The organism is Thiorhodococcus mannitoliphagus, assembly GCF_010915725.1.
In the GTDB taxonomy this organism is placed as follows: domain Bacteria; phylum Pseudomonadota; class Gammaproteobacteria; order Chromatiales; family Chromatiaceae; genus Thiorhodococcus; species Thiorhodococcus mannitoliphagus.
Map to the genome: position 1 here is coordinate 1 of NZ_JAAIJR010000121.1, position 15,870 is coordinate 15,870.

Annotated in this window: 12 protein-coding genes; 5 read left to right on the top strand and 7 right to left on the bottom strand. The window is 63.9% G+C overall.

Translation table 11 applies throughout. From position 1 onward, the window contains the following. On the top strand, positions 1 to 203 hold a 203-nt coding region (locus G3480_RS20885; protein WP_206171825.1), incomplete at its 5' end, for a hypothetical protein. A gap of 165 nt (positions 204 to 368) precedes the next feature. On the opposite strand, the gene G3480_RS20890 is transcribed toward G3480_RS20885, so the two are convergent. Genes G3480_RS20890 through G3480_RS20900 form a run of 3 tightly spaced genes read right to left on the bottom strand, consistent with a single transcriptional unit; the run spans position 369 to position 5,902 of the window. Then, positions 369 to 1,589 (bottom strand): phosphoenolpyruvate carboxylase, encoded by a 1,221-nt coding sequence (locus G3480_RS20890; protein WP_164655829.1) that lies wholly within the window; start codon positions 1,587 to 1,589, stop codon positions 369 to 371. Beyond that, positions 1,586 to 2,227 carry a hypothetical protein gene (locus G3480_RS20895; protein ID WP_164655830.1) on the bottom strand — a complete coding sequence of 214 codons (642 nt, stop codon included), beginning with the start codon at positions 2,225 to 2,227 and terminating at the stop codon, positions 1,586 to 1,588. The genes G3480_RS20890 and G3480_RS20895 overlap by 4 nt, the downstream gene beginning before the upstream one ends. Further along, on the bottom strand, positions 2,228 to 5,902 hold the full coding sequence (locus G3480_RS20900) for an ATP-binding protein (RefSeq protein WP_164655831.1): 3,675 nt from the start codon (positions 5,900 to 5,902) through the stop codon (positions 2,228 to 2,230). Between the two features lie 532 nt (positions 5,903 to 6,434). Between G3480_RS20900 and G3480_RS20905 the strand changes: the two genes are divergently transcribed. Genes G3480_RS20905 through G3480_RS20915 form a run of 3 tightly spaced genes read left to right on the top strand, consistent with a single transcriptional unit; the run spans position 6,435 to position 11,108 of the window. Further along, a complete protein-coding gene (locus G3480_RS20905) occupies positions 6,435 to 7,547 on the top strand; it encodes an ATP-binding protein (protein WP_164655832.1) in 1,113 nt (370 codons plus the stop codon). After that, on the top strand, positions 7,538 to 9,913 hold the full coding sequence (locus G3480_RS20910) for a DUF5682 family protein (RefSeq protein ID WP_164655833.1): 2,376 nt from the start codon (positions 7,538 to 7,540) through the stop codon (positions 9,911 to 9,913). Before G3480_RS20905 ends, G3480_RS20910 begins: the two co-directional genes overlap by 10 nt. Then, positions 9,903 to 11,108, top strand: a complete 1,206-nt coding sequence (locus tag G3480_RS20915; protein ID WP_164655834.1) for a VWA domain-containing protein — start codon at positions 9,903 to 9,905, stop codon at positions 11,106 to 11,108. The genes G3480_RS20910 and G3480_RS20915 overlap by 11 nt, the downstream gene beginning before the upstream one ends. 368 nt (positions 11,109 to 11,476) lie before the next feature. Here the strand turns inward: G3480_RS20915 and G3480_RS27955 are convergent, their stop codons facing one another. The 3 genes from G3480_RS27955 to G3480_RS20935 form a co-directional block, all read right to left on the bottom strand. Further along, the gene (locus G3480_RS27955) at positions 11,477 to 12,199 is read right to left on the bottom strand and encodes a type II toxin-antitoxin system RelE/ParE family toxin (RefSeq protein ID WP_206171826.1); all 723 of its coding nucleotides are present in this window, start codon (positions 12,197 to 12,199) and stop codon (positions 11,477 to 11,479) included. Positions 12,200 to 12,548: 349 nt separating this feature from the next. Then, a complete protein-coding gene (locus G3480_RS20930; protein WP_164655835.1) occupies positions 12,549 to 12,761 on the bottom strand; it encodes a type II toxin-antitoxin system HicB family antitoxin in 213 nt (70 codons plus the stop codon). A gap of 919 nt (positions 12,762 to 13,680) precedes the next feature. Beyond that, entirely contained in the window at positions 13,681 to 14,214 is a 534-nt protein-coding gene (locus G3480_RS20935; RefSeq protein WP_164655836.1) for a hypothetical protein, read from the bottom strand. 1,002 nt (positions 14,215 to 15,216) lie between these two features. On the opposite strand from G3480_RS20935, the gene G3480_RS29600 reads away from it, so the two are divergent. Continuing rightward, positions 15,217 to 15,309, top strand: coding sequence for a BrnA antitoxin family protein (locus G3480_RS29600; RefSeq protein ID WP_420824636.1), 93 nt, complete (start codon positions 15,217 to 15,219; stop codon positions 15,307 to 15,309). Between the two features lie 161 nt (positions 15,310 to 15,470). On the opposite strand, the gene G3480_RS20945 is transcribed toward G3480_RS29600, so the two are convergent. Further along, entirely contained in the window at positions 15,471 to 15,728 is a 258-nt protein-coding gene (locus G3480_RS20945) for a type II toxin-antitoxin system HicB family antitoxin (RefSeq protein WP_276611736.1), read from the bottom strand. Positions 15,729 to 15,870: the final 142 nt, after the last annotated feature.

Below are 15,870 nucleotides of genomic sequence, written 5' to 3' on the forward strand. Positions count from 1 at the left end.
ATATGAACCGCACCACGCTGTTGCTTCCAGCGCTCTGCGGCAACCCCGATCAGGCCACCCTGGCAAACGCGCTTGCACACGCCTCTCACGGCGACCTGGTGGCTTGGGAAAACGAGCAGATCCCCTATACCCAGCGCAAGAAAAGGGCAGCATTCTTTGCCACCGACCAAAGCCAAAAAGCGGGAGATTCTTCGCTCGAATAATGGCCCGATTTCGACAGCCTAGGACGATGCCCTCATGCTACCTGATTCTCTTCCTGCTACGGCTCAGTCAACCTTTGAGCTGGATACAGCGAGTCCTCATCGGTCCATAGAGACGTGATGTCGGCGCTTCAGATCTGGCTCGGACCGCCCGCATGTGCCGCTTGCTCAGGCCAGCCACAGCCGTAAATCCCGAATGATGAAGTTGCCGCTGTAGAGCGGGTGCGGGTCGCCGATCATGTCCAGCTCGAAGTGGCGTTTCTGCGCCTCGGGCAGGCCGTCGTAGCCGCCGATGACCTGGTAGAGCCAGCTCTCGGGATCCCAGGGCAGGGCCTCCTGGCGATGGTAGTCGAGGGCCGAGATCGCCTGGGCGCGGTCGATGACCTGGCAGAAATAGGCGTCCACCGCCGCGCGGATCGGACTGGGCCGGACCTCGAAGGTCTCCGGTGCGTGAAGCGTCAGATCGGGTGCGTCGCCGAGGAGGTGCGCGGGTCGATCCTGTTGCGTCTGGGCGCGGACCTGGGCCAGGAGGGCCAGCAGCTCGGCTTCCAGGGTGGAATCGTGGATGTCCAGGGCCGCGGGGGCCAGGATCGGCGGGGCCTGGTTGAAGAGTTGCGGCACCGCCCGGCCGCTGGCATGGGGGCCGGCCTGATAGTCCGGGCGCTGGGCCATGTGGAGCAGCCAGCCCTTGAGCAGCCGGGTGCGGCCGCGGATCTCGCGGAAGCGGCCCAGCAGTTCGAGCAGCCGACCCTGCACGATGCTCAGCTCCTGAGTGCAGGCGCTGAGGGTGCGCTGCAGGTTGGTCACCAGCAGGTGGCGCAGCTCGCGCAGGTCGCCGGCGGTCTCGGCCAGTGCCTCGAAGCTGACCAGCTCCAGCCCGCCGAGCAGTTCGCTGACCTGAGACTGGGCCAGCTCGTTCTCGCGAATCTTGGCGTTGAGCGTGCCGACGTAGCCGAATTCGTTGTTGATGCGGCCCCAGAGCACCCGGACGCTGTGGCGCAGGGTCTCGCCGAAGGCGTAGACGTGTTCTCTCAGGTCGGCCAGATGGACATCGGCGGCGGCGTAGTCGCCCTGGTGGCGGGCCTCCTTGTAGTGGTCGGCCAGGGTCATGAAGGCAGCGAGGGCGGACGCGGTGTTGGCGTCGATCTGGCGGTTGCGGTCGTTGCGCAGAGCCTCTTCGAGCAAGGCCCGAACGACGCGGCGCAGGTGCAGGTCGGCGCCGGGCTCGGGGCGGTAGAGGATGCCGTCCTTGACCAGGAGTTCCTGGACGCCGGGCTCCAGCTCCTCATCCGCCAGCGAGCCGCCTAGATAGGCCTTCATGATGGGTTCGGCGTGGCGCCCGAGCTGGCGCAGGAAGCGCACCCCGGACTGATGCAGGTTGCCGCTCACAGCAGCTGGCCCTGGCTGGCGACCTCGGCCTGGGCCTCCAGGCTCAGGCCCTCGGCCTCGTCGATGAAGCGGATCACCTCGTACAGATAATCCAGCTTGCCGGTCGCCAGATAGATCTGCTTCTCCGGGTTGGGACGGGTCAGGTAACCCAGCTCGCACAGGCGCTTGAAGACCAGCTTGAGCTGGGTGTCGACCGTGGGGCTGGTGGAGCCGAACAGCCGGTAGTGGCTGATGCGCGCCAGTTGCTCGCGAAAGGCTGGGGTGTCTTCGATGACGGTCTGCAGCGCGTTCAGACGCACCGGCGCGCCCTCGGTGAGCGGGGCGTCCTGGGCGGCGGCCTCCTGCACCAGCACCAGCCACTCGGCGAGCGGGGTCAGGGCCTGGCAGATGTCGCGGAACTGTTGACCGATCACCTTGCGCTCGGTGTCGCCCAACTGGCGGTAGCCGCAGAAGAACACCTCGCCCTCGCCGCCGGTGCCGACCGTGGCGACCTGGCGGTTGAGCTGGCCCAGGTAGCTGTCGACCTCGTCGCGATTGCCCGGAATCGTCAGGAAGCGCCAGCCGTCTTCGTCGGTGGTGCGGCAGATGAAGGCGCCCTGGAGCAGGCGCTCGATGACTTGGCCCTTGATCGACAGCATCTAGAGGCACTCCTCGGCTTGGCGTTGGCTCAGCTTGGCGGCGATGGCGTCGACCCGGGGCTGGACCACCTGCAGCCGGCGGCTCTGCTTGTCGACGATGTAGCGGTTGGCGAACAGCCCGAGGATCTCGGAGTCCGGGTTGGGGAAGGCGCCGAGCACGCGGATGTCGTTGGCGGTGCAGGCGTCGAAGATCTTCTTCACGTTGTGGTGGTGCAGGGTGCCCAGCTCGTCGATCGGCCAGTGGATGGTCAGCGCCGCGTTGCCGCGCAGCAGCCGGGTGAAGGCGAGCAGGAACTTGCACAGGATCAGGTAGGCCATGCCGTGGCTGGAGGATTCATTGAGCTGGCGGTCGGTGCGGATCACCAGGTCGCTGTGGCCCTCGCGCAACCGCAGCTCGATCTCCAGCAGCGCGGCGACGCTCCCGCTCTGGGCCGAGCGGCCGATGATCTCCAGCGCGCGGCGCATGCTGCTGACATAGTCCTCGCTGGGGAGACCGCCGAAGCCCTCCTCGCGCCATTCGCGGAAGGCCTGGATGAAGGCCTTGAGATCGGGCCAGAACTCCAGCTCGGTGATGCGTGAGCGGATGCGTACCGCCGAGTCGGAGACGCCCTCAAGTGACAGGTCTTCCTCGACCTCGCGGGTGATGCGCGCGCTCTGCGCGGCGATGCGCCGATCGATGTCGGCCAGCACGTCGTAGTAGCCGTTGAGATCGAGGCCGAACATCCGGCCCTCCTCGCGCAGCCCGGTCAGGCTCTGCGGCACCATGACCTTGAGCAGCTGCTCCAGGTGCGGCACCAGCTTGCGGTGGTCCAGGGCGGGAATCCCGTGCTCGCCGACCAGGGTGCAGTCGGTGCGGCTGCGCTCCCAGGTCTCCGCCAGGCTGGAGCCGGCGTTGCTGGCGATCAGACTGTCGAAACGCTCCACATGGGCCTTGACCGCGTCGAGCATCCGCTCGCGGGCATAGAGCTGTTCCTCGCCCAGGCGCAGGCGCTCGTCCAGCGCGCCCTCGGGCGGGGTTCCGTCACCGGATAGCTTCAGCTCGCCCAGGCGGCGCAACAGTTTCCTCAGCCAGCTGAAGTGCTCCTGCGCCTCCTGCTGGCGTGTGTTCGTCTGGCTGCGCTCGGCCTCCAGTCGGCCGCGCTCGGTCTTGAAGGCGCTGGTGGACGTCTTGAGCTGCTGCTCCAGCAGCGTCGTTTGGCGATGGCTCTCTTCGAGCGCACGCTGGAGCGCCGGTTTGCGTTTGAGCCAAGTGTGCTGGTACCAGTCGTCGTAGCGCAGCACCTCGGTGCGGCGCCGCTCGGTGCGCTCGATCCGTCCCTCCAGGTCGCCGATCTGGCGCCTCAAGGTGGTAATGGCGTGCTCGTCGACCCCGCGCGACCTCAACTCGCTCTGGTGCCATTGATCGCAGGCGCTCAGCTCGGTCTCAGCCTGTCGCTTGCGTTCGTCGATGCTGTTGCGCAAGCGTTGGATTTCGCTGTCGGTTCGTCCGATCACCTCCTGCCAGTGAGCCTTGAGTTCCAGCGACGCCTCCTGATGTTTGGAAATGATGTCATCGCGCCATTGCTCGCGCTCGCGCTCCAACTGCTGCATGCGGCCCTTGAGGTCCGTCAGCGCCTTGCGGGCGTCGAGCGTGCGTGCGCGCAGGGCCTCGTCGATGCGGCTCTGCTGGGCGGCGCGCTCCTCGCGGATGCGGCGCAGGTCGTCGCGGCGATTGCCTCGGTTGGTGCGCGCGAGGGTGAGTTCGCGCTGCAGAACCTCCAGGGCCTCGTGACGCTCGCCGAGCTGGCGTTCGACGGCCTGCTGGCGATGGTCCGCGTCCTGTCGGGCGTCCTCGGCCAGTTGCAGGCGCTGGCGCAGGGCTTGCTCCGAGGCTGCCTGCTCGGGGGGATCGATGGCCGCCAGATCCAATTGCAGACCAAACAGGCTGTTCTGCGTCGGCTCGGTCAGGGCCGGCTTGAGATCGGTGCGCTGCAGCAGGGCGGGGGCCAGCACCTTGCCCAGGGTCGTTTCCCAGCCGGAGCGCTCGCGACGCAGGAATTCCAGCAGTGTGTGCTGGCCGGGATAGAGCAGACGCTGGATGGTCTCCAGGTCGCGCTGGCGCTCATCGAGCCGGCGCCTCGCCTCACGCAGGGCCGCGTCGGACTCATCGCGCTGCCGACGCAGCGTCTGCTCCTCGGTCTCCAATCTCCGAACCTCGGCCTCGGCCGCATCGGCATCGGCTTCCGCCTGCTCGCGGCGCCGGTCGAAGACGGCCAGGGACTGGCGCTCGTCCTCGGTGTAGCTGGCGCTCTCGATCTGGGTCTCCAGGCGTTGGCGATCCAGTCCGTATTGGACCTCGCGCTCACGGAAGGTCTCCAGTCCCGCGTCTCGGTCTGTCTGTTGGCGCTGTTGCAGTGCCGTGAGGGCGTCGTTTTGCTGCTCTTGCTGGTCCGTCCGTTGCTCCCGCAAGGCGTCCTGCTGCTCGCGTAGTTCCTCAATGCGTCGTTCGCGTTGATCCTTAATCCGCTGGATGCGCTCCTGATAGTCCCGCTCCACGTCCTGATGCTCATTGGTGAGCAGGCGGTAGCGGCCCCGCAGGTTGTCCAGGTCCTCGCGCCAGGCGCCGAGCTGCTCCAGGTCGGCGCGGGCCTGCTCGATTTCGGCATCCAGGAAGCCTTGGTATTGCTGTTCGATCTGATCCAGCTCGGCCGTGTCGCGGTCGCTATCGCCCTTGCTGACTGAGAGCGCCTGGTTGAGATCGTCGCGCTGCTGCTTCCAGCGCTCCTCCAGCTGCGCCAGGGCCAAGCCAATCTGCTCGATCGTCGTCTCGTTCTCTTCCACTTGCAGTTGCAGGCGGGGCTCGTCGATACGGTAGCCCAGCTGCAGACTGCCCAGGCGCTGCTCGCAGGCCAGCAGGTCCTGGTACTCGCGTTCCAGCAGCTCGAATTCGGGACGCATGGCGTCGAAGCCCTGAATCAGCCGGCTTTCGCGAATCCAGGCCTCCACCAGCTGAGGCTTGAGGTGCGAGGTGGGCGGGCTGACCCCGTCCTCTTCCAGAATCGCGGCGATCATGGAGCGGACGGTCTCCATCTTGCCCTCGCGCGAGTGCACCGCCTGGGCGAGCTTTTCGATATGGCGCAGCGCCTGTCCCGGCTCGCACAGCGAGAACTGGCGGGCGAAGGCGCGCAGCTCGGCGCTGTTGGCGCTCGCGGCGAGCTGGACGCGGTCGTTCTGCAGGATGGCGCGGTAGTCACGGGTGTTGAGCAGTCGGGTCGTGCCGATGTCCGCCTGCTTCAGGCGCCGGCCCAGCTCGGCCATGCCGAGACAGCTCAGGCTATCGCCCTGACGGCTGCGGGTGTAGTCCGCCAAGTCGAACGCCTTCTGCACCAGCCGGTAGGCCACGCCCTTGCCGTCCGCGGCGGCGGCCAGCACCGCCTGGCAGGTCTGTCCGTCCATGCGCTGGTATTCGTAGACGATGAAGCTCTGCTCGGTCGGCAGGTACCAGCGCTCGAAGCTGTCGCGGGTCGAGGGTACGACCCGGCTCGGATATTCGCCATAGAACACGGGCACCAGGCGTTGCAGGGTGGTCTTGCCGGAGGCGTTGGTGCCGCAGATGTTGGTATGGGCATCGACGACCAGCTCCACGACGCCTTGGAGATGGGTGTTGATGAGGATGATGCGATTCAGACTGGGCATGCGGGTCCTTGCGTGAAGCGGGGAGGCCGGCGGGTGATGGGTTGCTGAAAGCGGCCAATGTTAGCGTTCGGACGCCGATTGGGCCGGTCACGGCTGTTCGGGTGCGCAGGGTAAAACAAACCAGGGCTCGTGCGGGTTTTTTGCGCGCAAAGACGGGTCTGCTGGAGGCGGCCGGCGCCGAGATGCGCCTTTGGGGTGGATGAGAGAGAGGGCAGATCCTCGGCTGCCAGTGATCGGGGTCGAGTTGACCGCAGAGGCTCGCGAAGAAAATCACGCTCACCCGCTCACCCGCTCACCCGCTCACCCGCTCGCCTCCGAGCACCGCGACCGTGTGGCGCGGGCACCCGCAAGCGTGCCATTGTTCGCAAACGCTGCCCCGCATCTCGCCTATCATCGCGCTTCATGCTTGGTCGGGATGTCGCACGGCTCGCCTCAGACAGTGTCCGCTTGACGTCCGCCGGCTGCAATCCTATCCGCGGCATCCGCGTCCTGATCTGGCAACCGACACTTCTGTTCAGGATCCTCGCGAACGATGACGGCCGACTCCCGATCTCTCTCCTCCGCCCAGCGTCTTCCCGCCGAGCAGCGCTATGCCCATGACATCACCGCACTGCGCGCCTGGGATAGCCACCCCTGTCCGGCGGGCTGGCAACTGAGCCCACGCGCGGTCCGCGCCTTCATCCTCGGCAGTGACGGCGAAACGCTCGGCGGCCAGGTCATCGAGCGCAAGATCTATGGCAACGACGTGCTGGTGGAGCGGGCCATCGTCACGCTGGCGGGTCAGCGCGGGCTGCTGTTGGCGGGCGAGCCGGGGACCGCCAAGTCGCTGCTCTCCGAGCTGCTGGCGGCGGCCATCTCCGGCCGCAGCACGCTGACGGTCCAGGGCAGCGCCGGCACGGTCGAGGAGGGGATTCGCTACAGCTGGAACTATGCGCTCCTTCTGCGTGACGGCCCGACCCCGGCGGCGCTGGTCGCCGGTCCGCTGCACCAGGCGATGGAAGAGGGCGCGCTGATGCGCTTCGAGGAGATCACCCGTTGCCCGGTCGAGATCCAGGACCTGCTGATCCCGGTGCTGTCCGATCGCGTGCTGCATGTGCCGGAGCTGAAGGGCGAGGGGGCGATGCTGCTGTCCCGGCCGGGCTTCAACCTCATCGCGACCGCGAACCTGAAGGACCGGGGCGTCAACGAGATGTCATCGGCCCTCAAACGCCGGCTCAACTTCGAGACCATGCAGCCGCTTTCCGACGCGCGACTGGAAGGCGAGCTGGTGAGTCGCGAGGCGGGGCGCCTGCTGGCGGCGGAGGGCATCGAGACCGCCCCGGCGCCGGATCTGACCGGGCTGCTGATCACCCTCTTTCAGGAACTGCGCCAGGCCCAGGCGCTCGGCGTCTCGCTTGAGCCGCTGAGCAATGTCCTCTCGACCGCCGAGGCCATCAACGTCCTCTACAGCGCGATGGCCGAGTCCTGGTACCTCGGCGGCGGTCCGCCTGGTCCCGCCCAGCTGCTGCGCCACCTCGGCGGCACGGTCATCAAGGATGAAGAGGACGACCGCCGCCGGCTAGGCGACTATCTGCGCCTGGTCCGCAGCCATCGCTCGGACGACCCGGCCTGGCGGGCGCTGCTGGAGGGGGAGGCGTGGCTCTGAGCGAGGGCGAGGCGGGCGAGCCGCGTCTGGATCGCATCCCCTTCGGCCCGGACCTCTGGCTGGTCCCGATCCGTCACCATAGCCCAGCCTGCGCGCTGCACCTCCAGGCCCTGATCCGCCGTGTTCGGCCAAGCCGGATTCTGATCGAAGGCCCCGCCGACGCCACTGCCCTTATCCCGCACCTGGCCGCGAAGGACGCCCGCCCGCCGCTGGCCATCTATTGCTTCCATACACTGCCGGCCCGATCGGCGGGCGGCGAGCCCGTGCGGCACCGCAGCTTCTTTCCGATGGCCGGCTTCTCCCCGGAATGGATCGCGATCCGCGAGGGGCTGCGGCTCGGTGCCGAGGTGCGCTTCATCGATCTCCCCTACGCCGCGCGCATCGCTCTGCCCGACACCAACAGGGCCGAGCCCGAGGGTGTCGAGTGCACGCTCGCCGAGGACCGACTGCTCCAGCAGTCCTGGGCGACCAGCCGTCTGGTCGAGCGCGCCGGCTGCCGAGACTTCAACGAATGGTGGGACCGCTATTTCGAGTCTCGCACCCCGGCCGGCGATCCCGAGACCTTCTTTCGCACCCTGTTGCACTGGTGTCTGCTGCTGCGCCCAGAGGGTGACCCGGACGACGCCGAAACGGCGGCACGCGAGCGGGCGATGGCGAGCGCCGTGCGCAACGCCCGTGCCGAGGCGGGGAGCTGCCTGGTGGTGACCGGCGGCTATCACAGCGAGGCCATTGCGCGGCTGCTGGAGATGCCCGCTGATGTCGCCGCTCCGCCGCCCACCGATCCACGCACGTCGGGCGAGCAGGGCACCTATCTGATTCCCTACTCCCTGTCCCGTCTGGATGCCGCCAATGGCTATGCGGCCGGCATCGCCGACAGCGGCTACTACCAGGAACTCTGGCGACAACGCGGCCAGCCGGCGCCGCAGGCCGAGGCGATTCGCGTCTCTGCCGCCCGCGTCGCCCGCCAGATGCGCGAGCGCGGTGAGCCGGTGACCCTGCCCGACGTGCTGGAGGCGACGCTGATCGCGCACCGACTGGGCGCCTTACGCTGTTGTCCGCCTGGCCGCCCGGAGCTGCTCGACGCCATGGAGACGGCCTTCGCCAAGACCCTGCAGCCGGACCCCATCGCCTGGCGCCGCCTGCTGCGTGAGCTGACCGCCGAAGCGTGCATCGGCCGCGTCCCCGAGGGCTATCCGGTGGCGCCCCTGGTCGAGGACTTCCGTGCCCGCTGCAAACACTTTCGGCTCGCCTACGCGGCCGGCGCCGAACGGGTGCGCGTGCTCGATCTCTATCGCTCCGAGCGGCATCGCGAGGTGTCGCGCTTTCTATGGCAGCTCGGCTTTCTCGGGATCCCCTATGCCGAGTGGGAGTCCGGTCCCGACTTCGTCGCCGGCACCGGACTCGATCGGGTGCGCGAGACCTGGCGTCTGCGCTGGAGACCGGAGACCGACGCGGCCTTGACCGAATGGAGCGGCTACGGCGCCCAGGTCAGCGAGGCGGCCTCGGGTCGGCTGATCGAGCGGCTCGACCGGGGCGGCGATGCCACATCGCTGTTGATCTCGGCGCTACAGATGGGGCTGCGCGAGCGCATCGGCCGATTGCTCGAACGCCTGTCCGTCTGGCTGGGTCAGGAGGGCGACTTCGTGGCGCTGGTCGCCGGACTGGCTCGGATCGAGCTGGCGCGCAACGCTCGATACCTGCTGGAGTCTCAGGACGCACCGGCCCTGGACGCGCTGCTCGGCACCGGCTTCCGTTACGCCTGCCGGCGCCTGTCCTGGATCGGCGACCTGGAACCGGAGCGCGATGCCGACTGCGCCGAGGCCCTGGGTCTACTGAACGGTCTGGCGCGACCGGACGCACCCTGGTGCGACCTGGGGCTGTTCAGGGACAGTCTGATCGGGGTTGCCGACGGTGCCCCGGCGCCGATCCTGGCCGGACGGGCGGCGGGCATCCTGACCGCGCGCGGGCTTTGGCCGAGCGCGAAGGGGCGCGCGTCACTGGAGCGGGCGATGCGCCAGGGCGAGCTGACCCCGATCCGACTCGGCGGCTTTTTGCAGGGCTTCCTGCCCCCGACCCGCGCGCTGTTGGTCCAAGAGTCGGAGCTGATTGCGGCCATGAGTCGGGTGCTGCTGCGCTGGGACGAGGACCAGCTGCTCGCGGTGCTGCCGCATCTGCGGCTCGCCTTCACCACGCTCAAGCCCCGCGAGGCGGCGGACCTGGGTGCGCTGATCGCGCGTCTGCTGTCCGGCGAGCCGTCGTCGGCGTCCCCTGTGGTTTGGAGCGATCAGGACCGCGCCGCCGCGCGTCAGCTCCACGACCGGGCCTTCGCGGCCTTGCAGACCTGGGGATTCACCGATGCTGACTGATCTGTCCAGCGAGGAGGGCGCCGAGCTGCTGCGCCGTTGGCGGCTGATCCTGGGGCCTGCCGCCGAGGATGGGCTTGCCTCCGGCGCCGCGACCAGCGAAGAGTCTGGTGACCAACAGGGCCAGCATCGCCCCGTCCTCGGCGACCGCGACCGTCAACGCGATGGCCTGCTGGAGCACCTCTACGGCCGCGAGCATGCCAAGCGTGTCTATGAGACCGGCGGCCCCCGACGCGCCGGCCGCGAGTCCTCGGGGCTCAGTGTCCCCCAGTGGCTGGCCGGGGTCCGCGCGCTCTTCCCGCGCTCGACGGCGGAGACCATCCAGCGTCAGGCCCTGGAGCGCTACGGCATGCGGGAGCTGCTGGTCGATCCCGAGGTGCTGCGCCAGGCGCCCGCCGACCTGGAGACGGTACGACTGCTCATCCAGTATCGCTCCCTGCTGTCCGACACGGCCATGGGCGAGGCGCGCCGGCTGATCCGCAAGGTCGTCGCCGAGCTGGAAGAACGCCTGACGCGGCGCGTGCGCAACAGCATCCTGGGTCCACGGCTGCGCCAGGAGCATGGCGGTGCGCGCATGCTGTCCAATCTGGACTGGGCGACTACGCTGCGGCGCAATCTCAAGCACTATCAGCCGGAGCTGGGCGTCGTGATCCCGGAGCGGCTGTGGTTCTGGCGACGCCAGCGGCGCTGGCTGCCCTGGGATCTGATCCTGCTCGTCGATCAAAGCGGCTCCATGCTCAGCTCCGTGATCCACAGCGCCGTGGTCGCTGCGGTCTTCCATGGGCTGCGTGTCCTGCGCACCCGTTTGGTCCTGTTCGATACCCGAGTGGTCGACGTCAGCGAGCGTGTCGGCGACCCGGTCGAACTCCTGCTCGGCGTCCAGCTCGGAGGCGGCACGGACATCGCGGCGGCCATGGACTACGCCTGCAGCAAGGTCGAGACACCGCGTCGGACCCTGATCGTGCTGGTCTCCGACTTCTACGAAGGCGGCAACCCCGCAACGCTCGTCCAGCTGACGGCACGGTTGCATCAGAGCGGTGTCGCGTTGCTCGGACTGGCGGCCCTCGACGACCGGGGCAACCCCGACTATGACCGTCCACTCGCAGCTCAACTTGCCGCCGCCGGCATGGAGATCGGCGCCATGACACCCGACCGCCTAGCCGACTGGGTCGGAGAGACGATGGCCCGCCGTGGCTAGCCTGAAACCGCGTGACCCAGCGTAGGGCGCAATCGGCCGAGTCTGACTCCAGACCAGACAACTGCGAGACATCGTAAGACCAGCAACATCACCCAGACGCCGAGGGCTGGCGGCCGTATGGCGCCGCATGTGAGGTTGGCACGGTGTTTGGGGCTGGGTGCGGCATTGCGTGCGGTGAAGGCAAGCTGGCAAGGTGTCTGGCGTCGGTGTGGTGTTCCATTCGGCGCGATATGCTGCGCTATTGCTCCCTACGGGGTTGCTGCGGAATCTTTGGGTGTCCGGGAGAAGCGCCGGATAGCTGCAGTCCCGGATCTGGCGTCCGGAATGCGGGGCCAACCAAGTGCTCTGTCCAGGACGTGATGCCAATATCACTGCGTTCGTCGCGTGGTTTCTTTATCGCCGTTCTGTGCTGCAAAGAGCGCCGACAAGGACACTGACGGTCTGTCGGGGAAGCGTACCACCAGGTCGAGAGAGCCACCCATGGCCGTGATGTAGCTGCGCAGTGTGGACAACAGCATATCTGCCCGACCCTCGAGCCGAGAGATGCTCTCTTGCCCCACACCCAGTAATTCAGCCATGCGCTTTTGAGTCAGGTCGTGTGCCTTGCGTAAGTCCCTCAGCGTCATTTCCTCGGCGATCAGGGCCTCGGCTCGCGCCTCGACCTGAGTTCGACGATCTGGCGGTAGGGAACTCATGATGTCCTGTAAATTCTTCATGATCGGCCTCGGGTTGCGCTCTTCAAGTTGATGCAGGTGCGCGTCGAATCGTTCGTCTGCCTTGTTGATGAGCTGTCTGTAGAAGCGCTTTTCGCTCGTTCCCGCCTTGTCTCCCGCGATCAACAGGATGGCGCGGCGCTCCGGATCAAAGGCGAAAGCCACCCGCCAGACACCGTCGTTAGCATCGAACCGGAACTCCTTCATGTTCGCGTGCCTTGATCCGTTCAGTGCATCGACGCGCGGCCGGCCAAGCTGTGGCCCAAACATCTCCAACAGTCTCGCGTGGGCCAACAATTCGTCCTGAACGATATCCGGTAGCCCGGCAAATTCTGGCTCGAAGGCCGTGTGAAGTAGGACGGTCCATTCCAGAAGCAAAATATAGCCTTCAAGTCATATGCGCTCAAGAGCATGTCAGACCTGTATGAAGGCTACTTTGTGACGTTCTTATGCCAGTGTCTTGGCGCGCCAAGAGCCATGTTTCTTTCTGTCCACAAGGCTTGAAGAGACTCGGCGGAGTGTCCGCGACACACGGGAGCGGTCAGATTCGCCCAGCCTTGGATGCCGAGTGAATTCCAGATAGCGGACACTCAGGATCTATTTTCTTCTATCCGATGTTTCTGGCGGATTCTTGGAGTTCAGTAAACTGTCAACGGAACTGAAGCACAATTCCTGGTAGACTTTCGCACAATGAAATAAATTGAGCCTGGCCCCTTTTGCTATGCGCTTATGCATACATCAACCGGCGACCCTTTGGCTCAGGCACGGAGTCACCAAACTCTACAGCAGTATCTATCCATAGTTGGATAGCTTCTTGAACATTCGCTAATGCAGCCTCATAGGTGTCTCCATGCGCCATACACCCTGGCAACTCTGGGATCTCGGCCAAATACGATTTATCTTCCTCGCTCCAATAAATAATTGTTTCGTATTTAAACATTATTCCTCTCCCTCCGAGAGATGATATTTGAGAAAGTATGGATATAGCCTGACGAACCTGATAAGGCTTGGCCTTGGCTTTAGGGGCGTGTTAGGCGATTCTTCAGCTCACGCAAATAAAACGTGGTCTGTCCCTGTTTTTCCTTCATGCCCGATGGCCTTCATCTCATTTTCACCAATCATTAAACGGATCGCGGGTTCGGGCATCGGTAAATTCTGAGGTCTAACGTGTTGCCTAGCCGGCCCGATACTGCGCTGGCACGACTTTGGAATCCTGCGCGTAACTCGGTGCGCAGTATTGGGTCGGCGCTGAGGCAAGTGTTATGCGATCTTCGCCACCCGGTCTGCTACCTCTTCAGGAAGCGGAATTCTCAGAAAGATTTCGAGAGGAAACAAATAATCTTCACCCGACTCATCAATCACTCGGATTTGATTATGCCTTTCGGCCTCAAGGTCTGGTATAACCTCATAGAGTTTCTTTGTTTCTAATGAGGTTGGGTAGTCGCTATTGTCAGTGCAAATTGCGAATGCATGCATTTTCTTACTCTGTGCTGAGGTACCGCTTGATTTTGAACTCTCGCCTGCCGATTCCCGACGCTTCGTACCAATGTATCTCTGCTTCGAGTATTGTTCCGTCCCCGAGTTTCACCGTTGCGAAACCCTTTCTTTTTCTCCAGTGTCCCCTGCCGTGAGTCTTTCTTAGCCTTGCGATCTCTCGAATCCCCGAACCTTGCGCGAAAGTCTCAGGATCGCGAATTAGGCCGAGGATCTCGAAATCCATGGGCTATTCTCCCTGTTTGTGCTTTTTTGCATAACGTCAAACCTAAGCCGACCCATACTGCGTCGCGATGAGGTTGATTGAAAACACTGAGCTACGTGCGCAGTATGGGGTCGGCTTGAGGTGCGTGTTAGGCATTATGCTATTTGACGTATACTTTTTTGATTTCATAAACAAATTCTGGCTTGTTGGCATAATGCAAAGCTTGGTCCCATAGTGGGTTTGTACGGTCGTTAAGATTATTTGCTAGGGCCTTTATTTCCGGTGGCGCATCCTTCCGGAAAAAGTCTTTGTTGCCTCTATTTTTGTCGTAACTAATACCTGTTATCTTGAATTTCCGTGACATCACGCGCTTTGATTTTTGCTGCTCAATGTCCTTGTGTGCGGTTTCCCATGTTATGGCTCGCACCATTAAGTAATATCCGTGCTCGTCAAATTTACCATCAATGGTGTATTCAGATTTCGAAGGATAGTGGGGTTGAAGCTTCCGTTTATACAAGCCGCCAACCACGAATCGAAAGTGCAAATTATCCGACGACATCTCATATCTTCGGCAGTCGACAATGTCGATCCAATGCCCTTTTGCTTGAGCGAGGTGCTTTTTCACAAACAGAACTGCAAATGCCTCTTCGGTATTTGCGTATTTAAGGTATTTCTTAAGTAAAGTGTTATCCATAAATCAGGACAGTTCGTGAATGGGTGCTTGGCGCCTAACAGTTGAGTAGACAGAGTGTCGGTCCGGTAAGATAGACGGATTCTGCCTATCTGGGTTCGGGTAGATTCTGTCTATCCCAGACTGCTCTGCCCGTCCGCCGACCTCGGCGGTGGCTAGTAATCCCCCGTCAGCACGGCTGCCCAGCGGTTTGTGGCATCTCGTTCGGGCTCAGCGCACGGCCTGCTCGGCCGTACTAGACAGAAACCTGGTCTCCGATCGGTGCCTTGTCGATGCTGTGCTGATGGGACCGGCGGACACGGTTTGATCTTAAACCCTGGCATTGAGATGGGCAATTGGCGGCTCAGGGTTGAGAGTCCCGGTAACAGTCGATGCAACTTGTGACACGGAGCAGCGTCCGCTGTCCGCGCGGATGCGGCTCCCGCCCAACGAACCCTCAGCGGGCGTAACTGAGGCGAAAAAGCCGCTCAGTCGGCTCGAGGCAGCGCCCGTTCTGGGGCGACCGCGTATTAAATCCGTGTCGGTCAGAGGCTCGGTCTTCGAGTGCCTGAGGTGCGAATAAATTCGCACCTACGAAAATCGGGAATCTGTTGCTGGACGGTTCCTGAGTTTCGGGCAGTGAGGTTGGCAGTTTTCGGTTTGGCGTACAAGTTGATGAGGGCCACTCGCCCTCGAATGCGTTGTACCAAGGATCACGAAACGCGCCTCGACTTCGGGTTCGAATATGCAATCAGAGATTCGCCATCGGGAGTAGCGGACGCAGGTCTTTGATGAGGAGAAACAGGAAAAAAAGGGGACGCATTTATTTTCGACCGAAGAGTTGAACGTGTTGGCCGTCCACACTCATGACCCTAGCCCCTTGTGCCAATGCGGACAACCAGACGATAACGCCATCAGCACCATCTCGGCACGCCCCGCGACACCCTCTGAGCGTCGAGCATACGCACAAAGGTGGCCTCCAGGCGAGGCGAATACGCTTTTTCCCAAGCCGAGAGCGGCCCGGTCGTGAAAGGCAGCAAGGAGCGGATCACCGTCCGGCTCGACCCCGAAGTCATCCAATGGTTTCGAGATCAGGTTGCCGGCAGGGGCAACGACTAGACGCTCATCAACGAGGCGCTGAGGAGCACGTCCAACGTAGATAGGGCAGCGACCTCGAGGGTCTCTTGCACCGCGTTGTCCGCGAAGAGCTGAAGCAAGCAGGCTGAAACCTCAGGCTTCTGGGGGCCCACCAATCGCAGCGATCTTGCGCGCGCCCTGCGTTACCCATCCCGCTGCATCGCCTCGCTCGCCGCCTGGACCAGAAAGGCCGAGCGGCTCAAATGGCGCGACTTGGCGTGGGCGTCGATGCGCTGCAGGAGGCGCCTCGGGACACTGATGTTGATCTTCTCGGCCGGACCGAAATAGCGCTCGACAGGCACCTCGATCACTACCCACACGGCTCCGGACAGATCCGGATCCGCCTGGTGAATCGCCAGCGGGCGAATGTCCGGCAGCGACTCCCCCTCATCCATCAGCAGCTCGACATGGCATAGCCGTCAGGCTAGCGGTATTTTCATTTTAAATCAATATTTTAAGAGCGCACCCCATAACTTCTCAATAAGTCATGGCACCCAATAAAACAGAGACTTAGAATCAAAAGAGTCGCACTTCTGCGCCTCA